The organism is Halorarius litoreus, assembly GCF_024362405.1.
Classification (GTDB): Archaea; Halobacteriota; Halobacteria; order Halobacteriales; family Haloarculaceae; genus Halorarius; species Halorarius litoreus.
Window position 1 is genome coordinate 2,922,981 of sequence record NZ_CP101454.1, and the last position, 18,167, is coordinate 2,941,147.

The 18,167-nt window shown below is 67.1% G+C and carries 18 protein-coding genes and 1 tRNA gene; 14 read left to right on the forward strand and 5 right to left on the reverse strand.

Features of this window, described 5'->3' with window-relative positions; genetic code table 11:
• Positions 1-4 precede the first annotated feature (4 nt).
• Positions 5-1,186, reverse strand: a complete 1,182-nt coding sequence (locus tag NL126_RS15395) for a DUF63 family protein (RefSeq protein ID WP_255195767.1) — start codon at positions 1,184-1,186, stop codon at positions 5-7.
• A gap of 75 nt (positions 1,187-1,261) precedes the next feature.
• Positions 1,262-2,056 carry an inositol monophosphatase family protein gene (locus NL126_RS15400; RefSeq protein WP_255195768.1) on the reverse strand — a complete coding sequence of 265 codons (795 nt, stop codon included), beginning with the start codon at positions 2,054-2,056 and terminating at the stop codon, positions 1,262-1,264.
• A 64-nt stretch (positions 2,057-2,120) separates the two neighbouring features.
• Between NL126_RS15400 and NL126_RS15405 the strand changes: the two genes are divergently transcribed.
• Together NL126_RS15405 and NL126_RS15410 are read left to right on the forward strand one after the other, a co-directional pair.
• The gene (locus NL126_RS15405; protein ID WP_255195769.1) at positions 2,121-2,390 is read left to right on the forward strand and encodes a DUF8072 family protein; all 270 of its coding nucleotides are present in this window, start codon (positions 2,121-2,123) and stop codon (positions 2,388-2,390) included.
• A 31-nt stretch (positions 2,391-2,421) separates the two neighbouring features.
• Positions 2,422-2,865 (forward strand): hypothetical protein, encoded by a 444-nt coding sequence (locus NL126_RS15410; RefSeq protein WP_255195770.1) that lies wholly within the window; start codon positions 2,422-2,424, stop codon positions 2,863-2,865.
• A 166-nt stretch (positions 2,866-3,031) separates the two neighbouring features.
• Here NL126_RS15410 and NL126_RS15415 read toward each other — a convergent pair.
• Positions 3,032-3,115: transfer RNA gene (locus NL126_RS15415), tRNA-Leu, on the reverse strand.
• Positions 3,116-3,203: 88 nt separating this feature from the next.
• Here NL126_RS15415 and NL126_RS15420 point away from each other — a divergent pair.
• The 4 genes from NL126_RS15420 (at position 3,204) to NL126_RS15435 (ending at position 5,878) form a co-directional block, all read left to right on the forward strand.
• Entirely contained in the window at positions 3,204-3,500 is a 297-nt protein-coding gene (locus NL126_RS15420; protein WP_255195771.1) for a DUF7501 family protein, read from the forward strand.
• A 39-nt stretch (positions 3,501-3,539) separates the two neighbouring features.
• A complete protein-coding gene (locus NL126_RS15425; RefSeq protein WP_255195772.1) occupies positions 3,540-4,031 on the forward strand; it encodes a DUF309 domain-containing protein in 492 nt (163 codons plus the stop codon).
• 39 nt (positions 4,032-4,070) lie between these two features.
• Positions 4,071-4,787, forward strand: a complete 717-nt coding sequence (locus NL126_RS15430; RefSeq protein WP_255195773.1) for an MBL fold metallo-hydrolase — start codon at positions 4,071-4,073, stop codon at positions 4,785-4,787.
• A 71-nt stretch (positions 4,788-4,858) separates the two neighbouring features.
• A complete protein-coding gene (locus NL126_RS15435; RefSeq protein ID WP_255195774.1) occupies positions 4,859-5,878 on the forward strand; it encodes an NAD(P)/FAD-dependent oxidoreductase in 1,020 nt (339 codons plus the stop codon).
• Here NL126_RS15435 and NL126_RS15440 read toward each other — a convergent pair.
• Positions 5,866-6,471: an MBL fold metallo-hydrolase gene (locus NL126_RS15440; protein WP_255195775.1), complete on the reverse strand. Its 606-nt coding sequence runs from the start codon at positions 6,469-6,471 to the stop codon at positions 5,866-5,868. The two genes, NL126_RS15435 and NL126_RS15440, sit on opposite strands and share 13 nt — an antisense overlap.
• A 148-nt stretch (positions 6,472-6,619) precedes the next feature.
• On the opposite strand from NL126_RS15440, the gene NL126_RS15445 reads away from it, so the two are divergent.
• From NL126_RS15445 to NL126_RS15475, 7 genes are all read left to right on the forward strand, one after another.
• Entirely contained in the window at positions 6,620-7,585 is a 966-nt protein-coding gene (locus NL126_RS15445) for a winged helix-turn-helix domain-containing protein (protein ID WP_255195776.1), read from the forward strand.
• Between the two features lie 252 nt (positions 7,586-7,837).
• Complete coding sequence (gene rqcH / locus NL126_RS15450; protein ID WP_255195777.1) at positions 7,838-9,934, forward strand: ribosome rescue protein RqcH; 2,097 nt, start codon at positions 7,838-7,840, stop codon at positions 9,932-9,934.
• 136 nt (positions 9,935-10,070) lie between these two features.
• Positions 10,071-10,766: a DUF4013 domain-containing protein gene (locus NL126_RS15455; RefSeq protein ID WP_255195778.1), complete on the forward strand. Its 696-nt coding sequence runs from the start codon at positions 10,071-10,073 to the stop codon at positions 10,764-10,766.
• 46 nt (positions 10,767-10,812) lie between these two features.
• Entirely contained in the window at positions 10,813-11,853 is a 1,041-nt protein-coding gene (locus tag NL126_RS15460; RefSeq protein WP_255195779.1) for a DUF4013 domain-containing protein, read from the forward strand.
• A gap of 43 nt (positions 11,854-11,896) precedes the next feature.
• Entirely contained in the window at positions 11,897-12,619 is a 723-nt protein-coding gene (locus NL126_RS15465) for a DUF4013 domain-containing protein (RefSeq protein ID WP_255195780.1), read from the forward strand.
• 34 nt (positions 12,620-12,653) lie between these two features.
• Positions 12,654-13,721 carry an mRNA surveillance protein pelota gene (locus NL126_RS15470; protein WP_255195781.1) on the forward strand — a complete coding sequence of 356 codons (1,068 nt, stop codon included), beginning with the start codon at positions 12,654-12,656 and terminating at the stop codon, positions 13,719-13,721.
• A 42-nt stretch (positions 13,722-13,763) separates the two neighbouring features.
• On the forward strand, positions 13,764-14,543 hold the full coding sequence (locus NL126_RS15475) for an HpcH/HpaI aldolase family protein (protein ID WP_255195782.1): 780 nt from the start codon (positions 13,764-13,766) through the stop codon (positions 14,541-14,543).
• A gap of 17 nt (positions 14,544-14,560) precedes the next feature.
• Here NL126_RS15475 and NL126_RS15480 read toward each other — a convergent pair whose 3' ends face one another.
• A complete protein-coding gene (locus NL126_RS15480; RefSeq protein WP_255195783.1) occupies positions 14,561-15,298 on the reverse strand; it encodes an MBL fold metallo-hydrolase in 738 nt (245 codons plus the stop codon).
• Positions 15,299-15,387: 89 nt separating this feature from the next.
• On the opposite strand from NL126_RS15480, the gene NL126_RS15485 reads away from it, so the two are divergent.
• On the forward strand, positions 15,388-18,120 hold the full coding sequence (locus tag NL126_RS15485) for an ATP-dependent helicase (protein ID WP_255195784.1): 2,733 nt from the start codon (positions 15,388-15,390) through the stop codon (positions 18,118-18,120).
• Positions 18,121-18,167 lie beyond the last annotated feature (47 nt).

The following is an 18,167-nucleotide window of genomic DNA, read 5'->3' on the forward strand; positions in this document are numbered from 1 at the left end:
GGGCTCAGATGCCGAACGTCGCCCTGAGCATGTCGCGGGTGCCGGGGCCGAGCCCGACCGCGAGAATCGCCACGAGCAGGAGCACCGCGTAGCGGGGTTCTTCCTCGAAAATCTGCTCGTCGAACACCCAGACGACGGCCGTGGCCGCCACGAGTTTCACGACGAGGAACAGCCACGAGGTGCCGATGACCGCCGACAGCCACTCGGGCTGGACGCCCTCGGTGAAGGAGATGATGAAGCGGTTGACGGGGTGTTTCGCGCTGTACTCGACGGGGATGCCGAGCGTGCCGATCCAGTCGGCGGCGATGACGTTCGCGACGCCGTCGACCGCGTGCCCGAAGATGACGACGAGCCCGATGAGCCCCGTGCCCGCGTTGATCTCGGGCTTGTAGCGGTCGATGGCACGGTAGAGCACCACGGCGAGGAGGGCGGCGATGCCGAGCGTCACGAGCGTCATCTGCGGGTAGAAGCCGGCGCCGTCGATGGCGCCCGCGAGCGCCGTCGGGACGAAGTAGAGGAGGAAGCCGACGGTGACGACGACGGTGAGCCAGCCGATGGCGAACAGCGGGCGGTCGTAGCCGTCGACGTAGCCGCGATTGCTCGCGTACACGGTCACGACGAGCGCCGCGAGCGTGACGAAGAAGACGGTGAAGTAGATGATGGGCGAGATGATGAGCGTGTTCCACGGGTAGGTGAGGATGGCGTCGACGCCCTGCGGGACGGCGTCGTTGGCGTCCTCGACGACGCGGAGCGCCCCGCCGAAGAACATGAACGGGACGAGCGCGAAGAACAGCGTCTTCGTCCGGCCCACGTCCAGCCGCTCCAGCAGGTCGAGGAGCCCCACGAGGAAGAACACCAGCGTGACGGCGTAGCCGACCTCGGAGACGAGGGTGTAGCCGGGCTCGGCGACGACCGTCCCACCGCTGTCGGCGGCCACACAGCTCGACTGTGAGTAGAGGAGCTGCGGGCCGCCCGGCTGCATCACCGCACAGGCCGCGTTGTTCGCGTCGGCGAACACCGGCCCCCAGAAGTAGTGCCAGAGGAACCGGTCCCACACCAGTTCCGGAGCGACGAGGACGCCGAGAGCGAGCGCAGCGACGACGCCCAGGAACGTCGCCAGCCACGCCTGCCCCCGGTTCCAGCCGAACGGATTGGGGATGAAACTCGACTCGGTCGAACTCGACATATCGAGAGAGCCGGTTTCCGCGGGGGAAAACGTTCCGATGGCCTGCGTCTCGACCGCCAGACCGCCCGGAGCTGGTCAGGGGGCGATGTTCCGCGCCGCCTCCAGGAACTCGGCGTGCGCCTCACCGTTCGACGCCACCAGCCCCTCGCTCGCGTGCGTCCACCGCTCGCCGTCGAGTCCCGTGACGACGCCGCCGGCCTGCTCGACCATGAACGAGCCGGCGACTGTGTCCCACGGATTCGCATCGACGTTCGTCACCGCACCCTCCAGCTGGCCTGAGGCGACCATCGAGAGGACGAGCTGGGCGCTGCCGATGCGCCGGATGTCCGCGAACCGCTCGACCAGTTCCCGGCAGGCGGCGGCGTACTCGTCGCGGCGGTCCAGTTCCCACCAGATGGTCGGCGTGACCGCGAACGTCTCGGGGTCCGTGCGGTCGCTCACGGTCACCGGCTCGTTGTTCAGGTACGTGCCGTCGGCGTCGGCCGTGAACACGTCCCCGAGGACGGGCGCGACGTTGGCTGCGGCGACGGCCTCCCCATCCCGAACGGCGGCGACGCTCGTCACCCACAGCGGCATCTCGCGGACGAAGTTGTTGGTGCCGTCGACGGGGTCGATGACCCACGTCGGCCCCTGGTCCGGCACTTCCTTCAGTTCGTCCGCCTCCTCGCCGACGATGGCGTCCTCCTCGTACTCGTCGCGGATGGCCGCGACGACCTGCCGCTGTGCGTCGTGGTCGGCGCGCGTGACCACGTCGGTCTTCCCGTCCTTCGTTTTCACGGTCACGTCGCGGCGGAAGAACCCCTCCGCGACGGCCCCACCTGCCCGCGCTGCACGCTCGGCGAGGTCCGCCCTGTCGGCGATGTCGCTCATATCTGGCGTGGCCCGCGACGACGCAAAGGGCCACCGATTTGTACGCCCAGCGACACCCTCGTGTATGCACACGCTCGCCAAGCGAATCCACAACATCACGCCACGCGACGTCCGCCTGACGTTCGCCGACGACGCCGACGTCGTCCTCTCGATGCGCTCGGCGGAGTTCTTCCAGGAGGCGTTCCAGGCCGAGGGGGAAACCGACGACGGCACCGTCTACCGGCTCGTCACCGACGGCGAGGACGACCCGCTCGTCGCCGGCAAGCAGGTCGACGGCGGCTGGCAGTCGGTCGGCGAGGTCGTCGCCGTCGAGCGTGCCGACCCGGAAGCGTAGCCGTTTCCTCCGCTCGCTCCAGACAGGGAGTATGGCCATATCTCCGCATCTCGTGATGGAGCGCGACGAACTCCGACTCAACGCCTCGGTGAACGGTTCCCGGCGCGACATGGTGCTCTCGGACCGCGCCGAGTCGCTGCTCGTCGACGACCTCGGCTACGGGAAGGCCGACCTCGTCCCGTTCGTCACCGTGAAGGCGCTCGTGCTCGCCGGTGGGGCCTCGATTCCCGAGGGACAGGACGCTCGCGACGCGGCGTGGGGGCTGTCGGGCGCGGATGGCGGCGCGAAGGCCGACGACGACGAACTGTATCGGGTTGCGGAGTACCTCCGCGCGGTCGACGTGGACGAGCGCGCCGTCGAGACGCTCCGAGAGCACGTTCGAGAGTCGGGCATCGGCCAGTTCATCAACGACGACGAAATCGAGAGCAAGGCGAACCGGGTCGGTGGGCTGTCGGACCTCGTGCGAGACCTGTAGCTCGTCGTTCGGAGTGAGTTATGCGGGGGAAGGCCGCTCCGAGAGCGGTCTTCCAGCACTGCGTGGGCAGTGCGGGGGATGGGATTTGAACCACGGTCGCAGGAAACCTGCTCCCTGATTCAAACCCCATCGTGCATCTCGCGCGGCGCGATGCGCCGCGACTCGATGCGGGGGATGGGATTTGAACCCATGGACCTCTACAGGAGCGGATCTTGAGTCCGCCGCCGTTTCCGGGCTTGGCTACCCCCGCACGCACCCGGTGGTGTGCGGGCGCCGAGGTAAAACGTTGCGACACGCCGCCCGTTCGAACTATGTGTACGGGAACTGTCGGGAGTTGCATGAAGCCCTCCCCCGACTACTGCCCCTTCTGTGGGGCACGTCTCCGCGACGACGAGTCGCTCGAACACCATCTCGACGACCGAGACGAGTGCCGCGAGCGGTTCGACGCCTGGCGCCCCGAACGGACGCCCTCCAGCGAGCCGCGGTCCGGGTTCACACCCCTCCACGGCCTCTTGCTCGCGGTCATCGTTCTCGCAGTGATGGGCTACAGCCTGCTCATCGTCCAGCAGATCCTCCTCGGCCTGCTCGCTTCGAGCATCGTCGTCGTCGCGTTCGTCGTCGGGAGTCGGTACTGACGGCGACGGAGTTACGGCGGCGGCCACGCAATCGCCTCTGTGGACGAGCACACGAGCGACCCGGACGTCCCGCCACCAACGCGAGGCGAGCCGACGGGCTGGCTCGGCGTGGGGACCACGAGCGGCTGGGAGCACGCGACGCTCCGCCGCGCGACGGTTCACGGCGTCCGGCTCTACAACTCGGGCGAGTACCACGAGTCGCACGACTGCTTCGAGGACGAGTGGTACAACTACGGACGGGGCTCGGTCGAGAGCAAGTTCCTCCACGGGATGGTGCAGGTCGCCGCCGGCGCGTACAAACACTTCGACTTCGAGGACGACGCAGGTATGCGGTCGCTGTTCGGGACGGCGCTCCAGTACCTCCAGGGCGTCCCGGACGACTTCTACGGGGTCGACCTGCTCGACGTGCGAACCGTCATGACGAACGCGCTGGAGGACCCGACGGTGCTCCACGGCTGGCGCATCGAACTCGACGGGCAGCATCCCGAGGCGACCGAGGAGGATTTCGCCTACGCCGACCGACTGGACTGACGCCGGGCACTTCTTACCCGTCGCCTTCCTGTAGGTGATATGGCACGCCGCCTCGCCGACGGACTCTGGCAGTTCGACCTCGGCCTCTTCAGGCCGCTGGCCTCCAACGTGTTCCTCGTCGACGGCGCCGAGGTCTCTGGGGGAGACGACGCGGTCACGCTCGTCGACACGGGCCTCCCCATCAACCTCCCGACCGTCCGCGGGGAACTCGACGACGCGGGGTTCGTCGTCGCGGACATCGACCGCGTCCTCCTCACGCACTACGACCTCGACCACGTCGGCGGGCTCGCGCGGCTCGCCGGCCTCGATGCCGACGTCTACATGGGTGCGGCCGACGTGGATCTCGTCCGCGGCCACTGGCACCCCGAGTGGACCCACCACAAGGGCGCGTTCCACCGGCTCGCCCGCATGCTCTACTCGATGGACGACTACGACCTCCACGCTGTCGAAGACGGCGACACCATCGGCGGGTTCACCGCGTTCCACACCCCCGGGCACAACCCCGGCCACACGGTCTATCACCACGAAGGGTTCGACGCGGCGTTTCTCGGTGACCTGGTCTGGGAGGAGGACGGCGAACTCACCATCCCGATCTGGCTCGACTCCTACGACATGGCCGAGATCCGCGAGAGCGTCCGGTCGTTCGCCGATCGCGCCCCACCGTTCGAGCGGGGCCTGATGTGTCACGGCAACCCCGTGCTGGAGGGGGCGGACGCCCTCATGCGGGCGCTCGCCGACCGCCTCGTACCTGCCTGAGACCCTCCCGCCCTGCGGTCCACGTCGCCGGTAGGCGGCGACTTTTGACGCCACCGGCCGTCCCGCCTCGTATGGACATCAGTATCGTCGGCGCGGGCGCCGGGGGTGCGGCCGCCGCCTATTCGCTCCGGGACCACGACGTGACGGTCTTCGAGAAGTCGCGAGGGGTGTGCGGTCGCGCCGCGACCCGCCGTCGAAACGACTGTGTCTACGACTACGGCGCGAACTACGTGAAGGCCGACGACGACCGCGTGACCGAGCTACTGACGGCGACCCTCGACTCGACGGGCCTCGTCGACATCGAAGAACCGGTCTACACGTTCGACGCGGCCGGAACCGTCAGCGAGGGGCGCGACGCCGACGACCACAAGTGGACGTACACCGAGGGGCTCACGCAGATTGCGAAGCGTCTGTTCGCCCGAACCGACGCCACTGTCCACCGCGAGACGCGCGTCGGGTCGCTCACCAGACTCGACGACGGCTGGCGCGTCCACGACCCCGAGGACGAGGACCTCGGGACGTTCGACGCCGTCCTCCTGAACCCCCCCGCGCCACAGACCGCCGACATCCTGCGCGAGAGCGACTGGTCGGGCGAGGTGTACAGCGACCTCCTCACCGCGGTCGAGGCGGTCGACTACCGGACCATCTACAGCTGCGTTCTCGGCTACGAGTTCGCACTCGAAACCCCGTGGTACGGGCTCGTCAACACCGACCGCGAGCACGACTGCGGCTGGCTTTCCCGCGAGGACCTGAAAGACGGCCACGTTCCCGACGGCGAGACGCTGCTCGTCGCTCAGATGAGTCCCGAGTGGTCCACCCGGCGATACGACGACGACCCCGAGGCCGTGTGTGCCGACGCCGCGGCCATCGTCGCCGACCTCCTCGGCGACGAGCGGCTGGCCGACCCCGCGTGGCACGACTCCCAGGGGTGGCGGTACGCGCTTCCCGACGGGGGCGTGGCTGACGCCCCGCTCCGGGCCGCCGAGCGACATGATCTCTACTGTGTGGGCGACTGGGTCGCCGGCGACGGCCGCGTCCACCTGGCGCTCCGGTCGGGACTGGCGGTCGCCGACCGGCTTCAGAACACGTAGGTGGCGAGCTTCTCGCTCGCGCCCTCCAGCACCGACGAGCCGTGGTAGACGAGCCCGGCGTCGAACTCGAACTCCAGCAGCTTTTCGAGCGACTCCTCGGCACGGTTCAGGTCGTCGGTGTATCGTCCGGGTGGAAGGTGGAAGTAGCCAGCCGGGAGCCCACGCTGGTCCGCGCCCGAGAGTGCGTCGGCGAGGACTGCCACTCCGGCGTCTTCGTCCACGAGCACATGCTGGTGTCCGCGGTGACCGGGCATGTGGACGGCGACGAACGAGCCGATGGTGTCCCCGTCGGCGTAGTAGCGGTCGACAGTGCTGGCGAGGTCCGGATTGGAACCGACCGGCAGGTACACCTCGGGGGTGTACGTCTCGACCACGGCGTCCAGCCCGCCGATGTGGTCGCCGTCGGTGTGGGTGATGACCACCCGGTCGACCGCCACGGCCGTCTCGGCGATGCCGTCGAGCAGGGCGCTCGTCGTGTCGGGCAGCCCCGTGTCCACGAGCGTCCCGTCGGCGAACAGGAACGCGCGGATGCGACCGCTCTGCGTCTCACCGCACGTGATGTCGTAGACGCCGTCGAGTATCTCCTCGGGCATACCACCCAGTTCGACGGCTGAGAGCCTAAATCCTCAGGCGACGTCGCCCCACGGACCCCACGACCCCTACTGTGTGTATTGTTGACAAGGTTAATCGTCTGGGACGACCTACTCTCGTGGAGAGATTCCCTCACTCGACGGTGATTCGATGGACCCAGACGAGACGGGGGGCGGACGACGACTGACGGTGAGCGAGCGAGCAGCGGCGGTTCCGCCAGCGCTCGGGCCGGAAGCGGCGTTCAAGATACTCGGGAACGAGACGCGGCTCACGATACTCGACACGCTCTGGGCGCCCTGGGAACCGGAGCCGATGGCCTTCGAGAAGCTACGGAAGGCGGTCGGTATCAGTGACGGCTCGCAGTTCAACTACCACCTGAAGAAGCTACTGGACGGGGAGTTCGTCCAGAAGATCGACGGGAAGTACGCCATTCGGCATGCCGGCGCAGAGGTCGTCTGGGCCGTCCGTCGCGGCTATCTCACCGACCATCCAGAGCTCGAGCCGTGGGAGACATCCGGACGGTGTGGTACGTGCGGGGAACCCCTCTACGCGCGGTACGCAGACGAACTGTTCTTTGTCGAGTGTCACGCCTGCGACCGACTCCACCACATCGGCCCGTTCCCACCGACGGCACTGGCCGACCGGACGCCTGTAAAGGCGCTGTTGGTCCACGACCTCGTCGCCCGAACGAACGTGACGCTCGCGAGACGAGGTATCTGCCCGATGTGCAACGCGAGGATGGACCGAACGCTCGCCCGTGACTACTCCGAGAGCCCCGTCCGGTCGTTCTATCTGGACGAGGACGACGACCGTGGGCTGACCGCCTGGCACGTCTGTTCCCAGTGTGGCGTCTGGGTGTCCATCACCCCGATGGAAGCCGTCGTCGACCACCCTGCCGTCGTCGAGCTGTACCGGGAGCACGGGTTCGACCTCGACTCGGTCCCACGCTGGGAACTGCCGTGGCTCGTCGACCCGTCGAACGCCACGGTGGTCACCGATGACCCGTTGCGTGTTACGGTAACCGTCGCCGTCGAGGACAACGAACTGGTCCTGACGCTCGATGAGGGGTTCGAGGTCGTCGACGTGGGGAGAACCGTGGCTAACACGGGCTGCTGACGCGGCGTACTGCACGCTTCTCACGGCTCCCTCCGGTCACCGTTCGACTGTTCGCGGTCTCCCTGCGGTCGACCACGCTGCTCGCGGGTCGTCACTCAGCCGGACTCACGTCGTTCGTCCGGCGCGGCCCTCGTTCACTCGCTTTGCCCGTTCACGAGGACTCCGTTCCTCCTCGCTCGCTTCATCGTGCCGCTCACTCCGTTCACGGCACGCTTCCGACAACCACTTTTCCCTAACCCCACAACGCGGCCCATGGACCAGAAGCGGGCGATGACGAGCGTCGACCTCGCCGCCCTCGCCACGGAACTCCGCGAGTACGAGGGGGCGAAAGTCGACAAGGCGTATCTGTACGACGACGACCTCGTCCGCCTCAAGCTCCGCGATTTCGACGAGGGGCGGGTCGAACTCATCCTCGAGACCGGTGACCCGAAGCGCGCGCACGTCGCGGCGCCAGAACACGTCCCCGACGCGCCCGGCCGGCCCCCGAACTTCGCGATGATGCTCAGAAACCGGCTGTCGGGTGCCGACCTCGCGGACGTACGGCAGTACGAGTTCGACCGCATCCTCGTCTTCGAGTTCACTCGCGAGGACGCCGACACGCTGCTCGTCGTCGAACTGTTCGGCGACGGCAACGTCGCGGTGATGAACCGCGACCACGAGGTCATCGACTGCCTCGACACCGTCCGACTCAAATCGCGGACGGTCGCGCCCGGTTCGATCTACGACTTCCCGGCCTCGCGGTTCAACCCCCTCACCGCGACACGCGACCAGTTCGACGCGAAGATGGACCAGTCCGACACCGACGTGGTGCGGACCATCGCCACCCAGATGAACGTGGGTGGGCTGTGGGCCGAAGAGCTCTGCACGCGAGCGGGCGTCGAGAAGACGCTCGCCATCGATGACGCCACCGACGACGACTACGCCGAACTGTTCGGCGCGCTCGAACGACTCCGCGACTCCCTCCAGCACGGACAGTTCGACCCGCGAGTGTACTGGGAGACCGACGACGGTGAACGCACCCAGCCCGTGGACGCGACGCCCGTCCCGCTCGAGGAGTACGACGGCGTCGACTGCGACCAATACGACAGTTTCACCGCCGCGCTCGACGACTACTTCTTCGACCTCGACCGCGAGCAGCCCAAACCGGGGAGCGACCGCCCCGACTTCGAGGAGGAGATCGCGAAGTACGAACGCATCATCGACCAGCAGCAGGGCGCAATCGAAGGGTTCGAACGGGAGGCAGCGGCGTATCGAGAGAAGGCTGAGGCCGTCTACGCCCACTACGACCTCGTCGACGAGGTCCTCTCCACGGTCCGGGAGGCCAGAGATGCGGGCTTCAGCTGGGACGAGGTCGAAGAGCGGTTCGAGGAGGCCGCCGAGGCCGGCAACGACCGGGCGAAACACGTCACCGGCGTCACCCCCGAGAACGGGATGGTGACCGTGGAGTTGGACGGCGACCGCATCGACCTCGACCACCGTCACGGCGTCGAGAAGAACGCCGACCGACTCTACACCGAGGCCAAGCGCATCGAGGAGAAGAAGGAGGGTGCGATGGCGGCTATCGAGGACACCCGCGAGGACCTCGAAGACGCCAAGCGCCGCCGCGACGAGTGGGAAGCCGACGACAGCGAGGACGAGGACGACGCGGAGCCCGAAGACGTCGACTGGCTCGCCCGCCAGAACATTCCGGTCCGCTACGACGAGCAGTGGTACGAGCGGTTCCGCTGGTTCCACACCAGCGACGGCTTCCTCGTCATCGGCGGGCGCAACGCCGACCAGAACGAGGACCTCGTGAAGAAGTACATGGAGAAGGGCGACCTGTTCTTCCACTCGCAGGCGCACGGCGGCCCCGTCACGATTCTGAAGGCGACCGGCCCCTCCGAACCCTCCCGCGACGTGGACATCCCCGAGACCTCGAAGGAGGAGGCAGCCCGCTTCGCCGTCACGCACTCGTCGGTGTGGAAGGAGGGGAAGTTCGCCGGCGACGTCTACATGGTGACCCCGGACCAGGTCTCCAAGACCCCGGAGTCAGGTGAGTACCTCGAGAAGGGCGGGTTCACCATCCGCGGCGACCGGACGTACTTCGATGCGACGCCGGTCGACTGCGCGGTCGGCGTGCAGTGTGAGCCCGAGACGCGCGTGCTCGGCGGGCCGAAACGCGCCATCGAGGAGCAGGTGGAGACGTTCGTCGAAATCGAGCCTGGGCAGTACGCGCAGAACGACATCGCGAAGATGCTCTACCGCGAGCTCAAAGACCGGTTCGCCGACCAGTCGTTCCTGCGGAAGGTGGCGTCTCCCGACCGAATTCAGGAGTTCTGCCCGCCGGGTGGGTCACGTATCGTGGATTGAGCGGGCCTACGGATACAGAACGCGAGCCGTACTGTCAGGATAACTGTCACGACGCTCGGAACGTTTATTGCTCGATTCAGCGTGTAAGTATTCGGTCGATTCCACCGTTACGCAACGGGACTCGACGGTGATTCCAATGCTCGAAGAAGCCATCAACTATCCACGTGAGAGCGACGACCTGGTTCGCACGCTCGTTATCGGTTCCATCCTGACCATCATCAGCTTCCTCTTCATCCCGATCTTCTTCCTCCTCGGGTACTACCAGCGGATCCTCGCCGCGTCGATGGATGGCGAGGAGCTGCCGGTGTTCGACGAGTGGGGCGACATGTTCGTCGACGGGCTGAAGGCGTTCGTCGTCGTCTTCCTCTACTTCCTGATTCCGGCCATCGTGTTCGGTATCAGCATCGGCACGGCCATCGGTGGCGCGAGTTTCGGTGACATCAACGCCATCAGCGGTGCCCTCCTCGCGGGTGCGCTGGTCGGTACCCTCGTCTCGGTCGTCCTCGGACTCGCGTTCTGGTACGCGGCTCCCGCCGGGCTGGCGAACCTCGCCCGCACGGGCCGCATCGGGAGTGCATTCTCGTGGAGCGAGATGAAGGACGTGCTGTTCGACTCGGAGTACGCCGTCGCCTGGGCGCTGGCGCTCGCGGTCCTCATCGCGACCGGTATCGTCGCCGGCGTGTTCAACCTCGTCCCGTTCGGGTTCCTGCTCGCCATCCCCATCAACTTCTACGGCGCGATGGTGGCGTTCAACCTCTACGGACGTGGTGTCGAGGCCTCGACCGACATGGAGTCGGGCCCCGAGGCCCCCAAGGGCCGCCCCGCGGCCTGATTTCGCCGCGGTCCATTTATACCATCCGTCGACCAAGTTACAGTAGATGCTACGGGAGGCGCTCGACTTTCCGACCAGCGGGGACCGCGGCTCGGCCGCGCTCCTCGTCGGCTCGGGGCTACTGTTGCTGTCCGCGCTGGTCGGGGGGGCCAGTTTGCTCTTCCCCCCACTGCTGGCGCTCGTGCTCGTCCTCCAGCTCCCGCTCCGGGGGTACTACGTCCGGGTGCTCCGGGTGACCGCGGCCGAGGCGGACCCCACGGCCCCCTCGTTCGGCGACGTGGGGCCGCTCCTCCGCGACGGCCTCGTGGCCGTCGTCGTGGCGTTCGTTTACTTCCTGCCGACGCTGCTGCTGTTCGGAATCGCGGCCGGTGGAAACCTGGCGGCGGCCGTCGAGAATCCGCTTCAGCTCACCGACCCGACGACCATCGCGGCCGCGGAGACGGTCGGGAGTCTCGCCGCGCTCCTCGGGCTGTTCTCGTCGCTCGCGGCGCTGTATCTCGTTCCCGGTGCGGTCACGATGTACGCCCACGAGAGGCGCGTGCGGTCGGCGTTACACGTCCGCCGGGTCATCTCGGGGACGTTCTCGGAGGACTACGCCGTCGGCTGGGTGCTCTCGGTCGTCCTGCAGGCGCTGCTGTTTCCCGTCGTCGCGTTCCTCTACTCGCTCGTCATCGGCGTCGTCCTCCACTTCCTGCTCGGGGTGGCCGTTCGCTACGTGTGGGGGTCCTCGTTCGGCGCGGCCATGGGATTCGAACCATCCACGGTCCACCGAGCGGGCATCACGCCCGACAACGGCCTGGGGGCCCTCGATGACGACAGCACTCAGACGACCGCCTCGGTATCGGCCGAGACTGACCCGACGGAGGCAGCGTCCGAATCGGCCGACGAGACGACAGTTGCTCCCGAAGCTGCCGCCGCCGACCCGACGCCGCCCAGTGCTGTCGAATCTACGGAGGACTCTCGACCGTCGCCACCGTCTCCCGAGTCGTCGCAGGAAGCAGAACGCGAGTCGTCTCGCGACATAGACACCGAGTCGACGTCGGACCCCGCTCCGCGCGATCCGATGGCCGACGAGGGAGCGAACTAACGGCCCGGGAAACGTTCTTATAACATCGGGGACATGATGGCGTATGTTCGGAGAAGCCCTACGGTTCCCCCTCGCAGGCGACGACGGCGTCAAGAGTATACTCATCGGTGGACTCCTCGGACTCCTCGGATTCCTCATCATCCCGATATTCTTCGTGCAGGGATACACGGTCCGGGTGCTCCGGGTCGCGCTGGAGGGTGGCGAGGAGGCCCCTGCGTTCGACGAGTGGGGCGACCTGCTCGTCGACGGCGTGAAGCTGTTCGTCGTCGGCATCGTCTACTTCCTGTTACCGACGATACTCATGTTCATCTCCATCTTCGCGTTCGTCGGCATCACCTCGGTCAGCACCGCGGCGACCGGTGAGCCCAGCCCGTCGGCGCTCGCCGGGGCCGGTATCCTCGGGTTGCTGCTGCTAGCCGTGACCGTGGTGCTGTTCTTCCTCGCGGCGTACCTCCTCCCCGCTGCGGCGGCGAACTTCGCTCGCCACGACGACCTCGGTGCCGCGTTCGATATCCGGACCGTCGTCGACGCCGCCTTCAGCGCCGACTACTTCGTCGCCGTCGTGTTCGCCATCCTCGTCGGCCTGCTCGTCGGCGTCGTCTCGGCCGTGCTCTCGCTCATCATCATCGGGCTGCTCCTGGTGCCGTTCCTCTCCTTCTACGCCCAGGTCGCCACGTACTACCTGTTCGGACGTGGGTTCGCGAAGGGCATGAACCTCGACGACGGAAGTGGCTCGGCCCCGTCGGCGTACGCGACGGTCGAATAACAGGGCTCTTTTCCCCTCCCCTGCTTGTCCGGGTATGCGTATCGCCGACCGGCAGCGGCGCGAGGGTGGCCGCGAGCGCATCACCGTGGTCCCCGAGAGCCTCGACGACCTGTGGCACCTCACGTACGTCCTCGAACCGGGCGACCGCGTCGGTGGTGACACGACCCGCCGCATCCAGCGCGACGACGACATGACCCGTGACACGGGTGGCGAACGCGAGCACATGTGGGTCGAACTCGCGGTCGACGACGTCGAGTTCGCCAAGTTCGCCAACCGACTGCGCGTGGGTGGCGAAATCGCCGACTGCTCGCGGGAGGACCAGCTCGGGCTTCACCACACACTCAACGTCGAAGAACGGACCGAGATCGAGATCGAGAAGGTGTGGCAGACCGACCAGCTCGAACGCTTGCAGGAGGCGGTCGAGGCCGCCGAGAACCCGGAAGTCGCCATCGCCACCGTCGAGGAGGGCGAGGCGTACGTCCACACCGTCGCGCAGTACGGGGTCGAGGAGCGTGCCTCCATCACGAAACCCACCGGGAAGGGCGAGTACGCGCGCCCCCGCGACGAACTGTTCGAGGAGCTCGGGCAGGTGCTCGCGCGGACCGACGCGGCCGCCGTCATCCTCGCCGGGCCCGGCTTCACGAAACAGGACGCCCTCGACTACATCGAGGACAACTACCCCGAGGTCGCGGAGAAGGTGACCGTCGTGGACACCTCGTCGTCGGGTGGCCGCGGCGTCCACGAGGTACTCAAACGCGGGGCAGTCGACGAGGTGCAGGCCGAGACGCGCATCTCGAAGGAGGCGGACCTCATCGACCAGCTGATGGAGAACATCGCCGAAGGGGCGAAAGCTGCCTACGGCATCGACGAGGTGAAGGAAGCCGCAGACTACGGTGCGGTCGACACGCTGCTCATCCTCGATACGCGGTTGCGAGAGGAGCGGGCCGGCGAGGGCGAGTGGGAGGTCGACGCGAACGAACTCATCCGGACGGTCGAACAGCAGGGCGGTGAGGTCACGGTGTTCTCGGGGGAGTTCGACCCCGGCCAGCAGCTCAAGAACCTCGGCGGCGTGGCGGCGCTCCTCCGGTACCGGCTGCAGTAACCGGGACGTACGCTTTTCCCGCTGTGCGTCCCACGTCGATACATGTCCAGCTCACCCCGAAACGGACTCCGGTCGGCGTTCGACGCAGGCGAGACGGCACTCGGTGTCATCGACACGACGTACTCGCCGCGCGTCGTCGAACTCTGTGGCGAACTCGGCTACGACTTCGTCTGGCTCGACCTCGAACACGGTGGCCCCTCGCCGTGGGACGGCGACACGCTCGAAGGATTCGCCCGCGCGGCCGAACTCTCGGATACGGAGTTGCTCGTCCGCATCCCCGAGCCCACGCCCGCGCTCGTCCGCAAGACGCTGGACGCCGGTGTCCGCAACCTGTTCGTCTCGCACGTCGAGACCGCTGCCGAGGCCGAGCGAGTCGCGCAGGCAGCGCGCTACGACTACGACGGGGAGCCGGGCGATCGGGGGCTCGCCAGCCCGCGGGCGAGCCGCTGGGGACTCGTCGGCGACTACCCCGCGACCGAGGACCGCGAGACGCTCGTCGGGGTCACCATCGAGAGTCGCGCCGCGGTCGAGAACATCGACGACATCTGTGCGGTCCCCGAACTCGGCTTCGTGTTCGCGGGGCCGCTCGACCTTTCGGTCTCGCACGGAACTCCGGGCAAGTACGATAGTGACGCCGTTCTCGACGACGTCGAGCGGGTTCGCGACGCCGCGCTCGGCGCGGGAACGCCGGTCGGAAACCTCGCGTTCGGCGTCGAGGACGCCCGCGAGAAGCGCGAACAGGGGTACAGCCTGCTCAACGTCGGCAACACGATGGGCGCAATCAAGAGCGGCCTCTCTGGGACGCTCGACCAGCTCCGGTGACGCTCGGTGGTCGGTGACTACACCTCGACGGTGAGCCCGTCGCGGGCGACGTGGACCTCGCCGTCGAAGTTCTCGCGGATGCTCTGTCTCATCTCGCGGTGTTTGCCGTCGGTGTGGGGGTAGAGGTGCGTCAGATAGAGTTCCTCGATATCACGGTCGGCGAGCGTCTCGCCGAGTGCACGGGGCGTCGGATGGTTCGACACGTCGATCTCGTCGGGGAACGAGCAGTCGTGGGCCAGCACGCGCGAGCCGTCCGCGAGGTCGGCGATGGCGTCGGTCGCCTCGGAGTCGCCCGAGAACGTGAAGCCGTTCCCGTTCTCGAACCGGTACGCGAGACAGTACATCGAGTGGACCGTCTCGACCGCACGAACATCGAAGCCGGCGACCGAGAACGCGCCGGGCGCTATCTCGCGGACGGTGAGGTCGACCCGCCCCCGGAGATAGTCGTGGACGTCGAGCAGGCCGTCGAGCAGGTCGCGGGTGCCCTCGGGGCCGACGACCGTCAGGTGCTCCTCACCTGCGAGCCATCGGGCCTTGAGCAGGGGAAGGAGGTCCGCGACGTGGTCGAGGTGGTGGTGCGTGAGGAGGACGGTGTCCGCGGCTTCGTACCCCGCGTCGCTCGCGGCGAGCGCGTGGAGGACGCCGCTCCCGCAGTCCACCAGCAGTCGGTCGTCGTCCGATTCCAGCCACAGCCCAGTCTGCATCCGTTCGCCGGTCGGCATCGCGCTCCCGGTGCCGAGGAAGGTGACGCGCATACCGGTGGCTGGGGACGGCGACAGGTAGGCCTTCAGTTTCGCTCCGGTAGCCAAACCCCCTTGACCGTGGAGTGCTTGAGGGGCGGTGGATGGGAGGACGCGACCTGCTGGCCGCGCGCGACGACCTCGGGTTCGACCCCGAGTCGGTCGCCATCGACGACGCGGACGTACTCGACCGACTCGCCCCCGAGGTACAGGCGTGGTGGGTCGAGCAGTTCGGTGCGTTCGTCCCGGGCAACGGCGGGTTCTTCACCCCGCCACAGAAGGGGGCGATTCCGCTCATCGACGAGGGGACGAACGCGCTGGTGTGTGCGCCGACGGGGTCGGGGAAGACGCTCGCCTCCTTCACCGCCATCATCGACGACCTGTTCGGCCGTGCCCGCGAGGGCCAGTTGGAGAACTCGGTCTACTGTCTGTACGTCTCGCCGCTGAAATCGCTCGCCAACGACATCCACCGGAACCTAGAGGTCCCCCTCGACGCCATCGCCGACCGGGTCGACGAGGACGTCGAGGTGCGCCACGCTATCCGGCACGGCGACACCGCCTCTGCGGAGCGGCAGAAGATGCTGGAGGAGACGCCACACATCCTCAACACGACGCCCGAGACGCTGGCCATCCTCCTCAACAGCCCGAAGTTCAAGGAGAAACTCACGTCCGTCGAGTACGTCGTCGTCGACGAGATCCACTCGCTCGCCGACAACAAGCGCGGGACGCACCTCTCGGTGTCGCTCGAACGGCTGGAGGCGATGTGCAACACCTCGCCGACACGCATCGGCTGTTCGGCGACGGTCGAGCCACTGGAGACGATGGCGGAGTTCCTCGTCGGGTACCTGGCGGGTGAGCCCCGTGACTACGAAATCGTCGACGCCCGCTTCGTCCGGGAGTTCGACGTTCGACTCCGGTGTCCGACCGACGACCTCGTAAACACCCCGCCGAGCATCGTCAACGAGCGGTTCTACGACGAACTCGCCGACCTCGTCCGCGCGCACGAGAACACCATCGTCTTCACGAACACGCGGTCGGGTGCCGAGCGCGTCCTCCACAACCTCAGAGCGGACCACGGTTTCGCGGCCGAGAACTCCGGCTGTCACCACGGCTCGCTCTCCAAAGACCGCCGGCAGGAGATCGAGTCCAAGCTGAAGGCCGGCGACCTCGATGTCGTGACGACCTCCACGTCGCTCGAACTCGGCATCGACATGCCGCACGTCGACCTCGTCGTACAGGTCGGCTCGCCGAAGTCGGTCGCCGCGCTGCTCCAGCGTGTGGGCCGGGCGGGCCACCAGCTCGGCCAGACGGTGAAGGGGCGGGTGTTCGCGCTCGACCGCGACGAACTCGTCGAATGTGCGGTGATGCTGAAGAAGGCACAGGAGGGGTTCGTCGACCGCGTGTTCGTCCCGGAGAACGCCTACGACGTGGCCGCCCAGCACGTCTACGGCATGGCCATCAACGAGGTTCGTCCCGAGGCCGAGATCCGGGAGATTCTGACCGCGGCGTACCCCTATCGGGACTTCGATGACGACGACTTCGAGCGGCTGTTCCGTTATCTGACCGCGGACTACGACGGCATGGAGGAGAAGAACGCCTACGCGAAGGTCTGGCGGGACACGAACGACCCGCCGTCGGGCGAGTACCACTACGACGAGTTCGACGTGGGCGAGCCGCTCGTCGGCAAGCGCGGCCGGCTGGCGCGCGTCATCTACATGACCAACCTGGGAACCATCCCGGACAGCTTCGACATCGACGTGTTCCTCCGCGGCTCGGACGAGTGGGTCGGTCAACTCGACGAAGCGTACCTCGATACCCTCGAGAAGGGCGACGTGTTCGTGCTCGGCGGGACGAACTGTGAGTATCGCTATCGCCGGGGGTCGAAGGTGTACGTCGACCCGACGAACGCCCGCCCGACGGTGCCGTCGTGGTTCTCCGAGCGCCTCCCCCTCTCGTACGACCTCGGCTGCGAGATACTCTCCTTCCAGCGTGACCTCCTCGACCGGCTCGACGACGGAGGCCCGCCCGCGGTTCGGGCGTGGCTCCGTGAGTTCCCCCTCGACGAGAACACGGTTCGAGCGCTCGCCCGGCTCTACGACCAGCAGGTTCGGTACACCGGCGTCGAGTCGGTGTCGACGCCCGACCGGCTTGCCGTCGAGGTGGCGCTCGACCACGACACCTACGAGCGACGGTACCACGTCCACTCGAACTACGGCCGTCGGTTCAACGACGGGCTCTCGCGGCTGCTGGCGTACCACTGCGCGCAGGCGGCGAACACGAACGTCAACGTCGCCGTCGCGGACAACGGGTTCACGCTCTCGATGCCGCTCAACCGGAAGGTGGACGTGGTGGGCGTCCTCGAAACGCTCGACCCGGTCGACGTGCGTGCGGACCTGCGAGCCGCCCTCGACGGCACCGACCTCCTCAAACGCTACTTCCGGATCAACGCCACGCGGTCGCTGCTCATCCTCAAACGCTACAAGGGATACGAGAAGACTGCTGCCCAGCAGCAGGTCTCCAGCGAGATGCTGCTGTCGTTCGCACAGGAGCGAGCGGGGTTCGCAGTGATGGAGGAGACCTACCGCGAGATTCTAGAGGACAAACTCGACGTGGGTGCCATCGAGGACGTGGCTCGGCGGATACAGGACGGTACCCTCGACGTCACGTCCCGGCAGGTGGACTCCCCATCACCCCGTGCCTTCGGGCTCGCGACGCTCATGGCGTCCGACGTCGTCCTCGCGGAAGACGAGTCGGCGGTACTCCGGGAGTTCCAGGCCCGCGTGATGGAGGAACTCGATGACGGCGAGGTTTCATACACCGCTGGTGCCGTAGAATAATCACGAGCTACCGTTCGATGAGGAAAACATTTTTGTATGCTCATTGC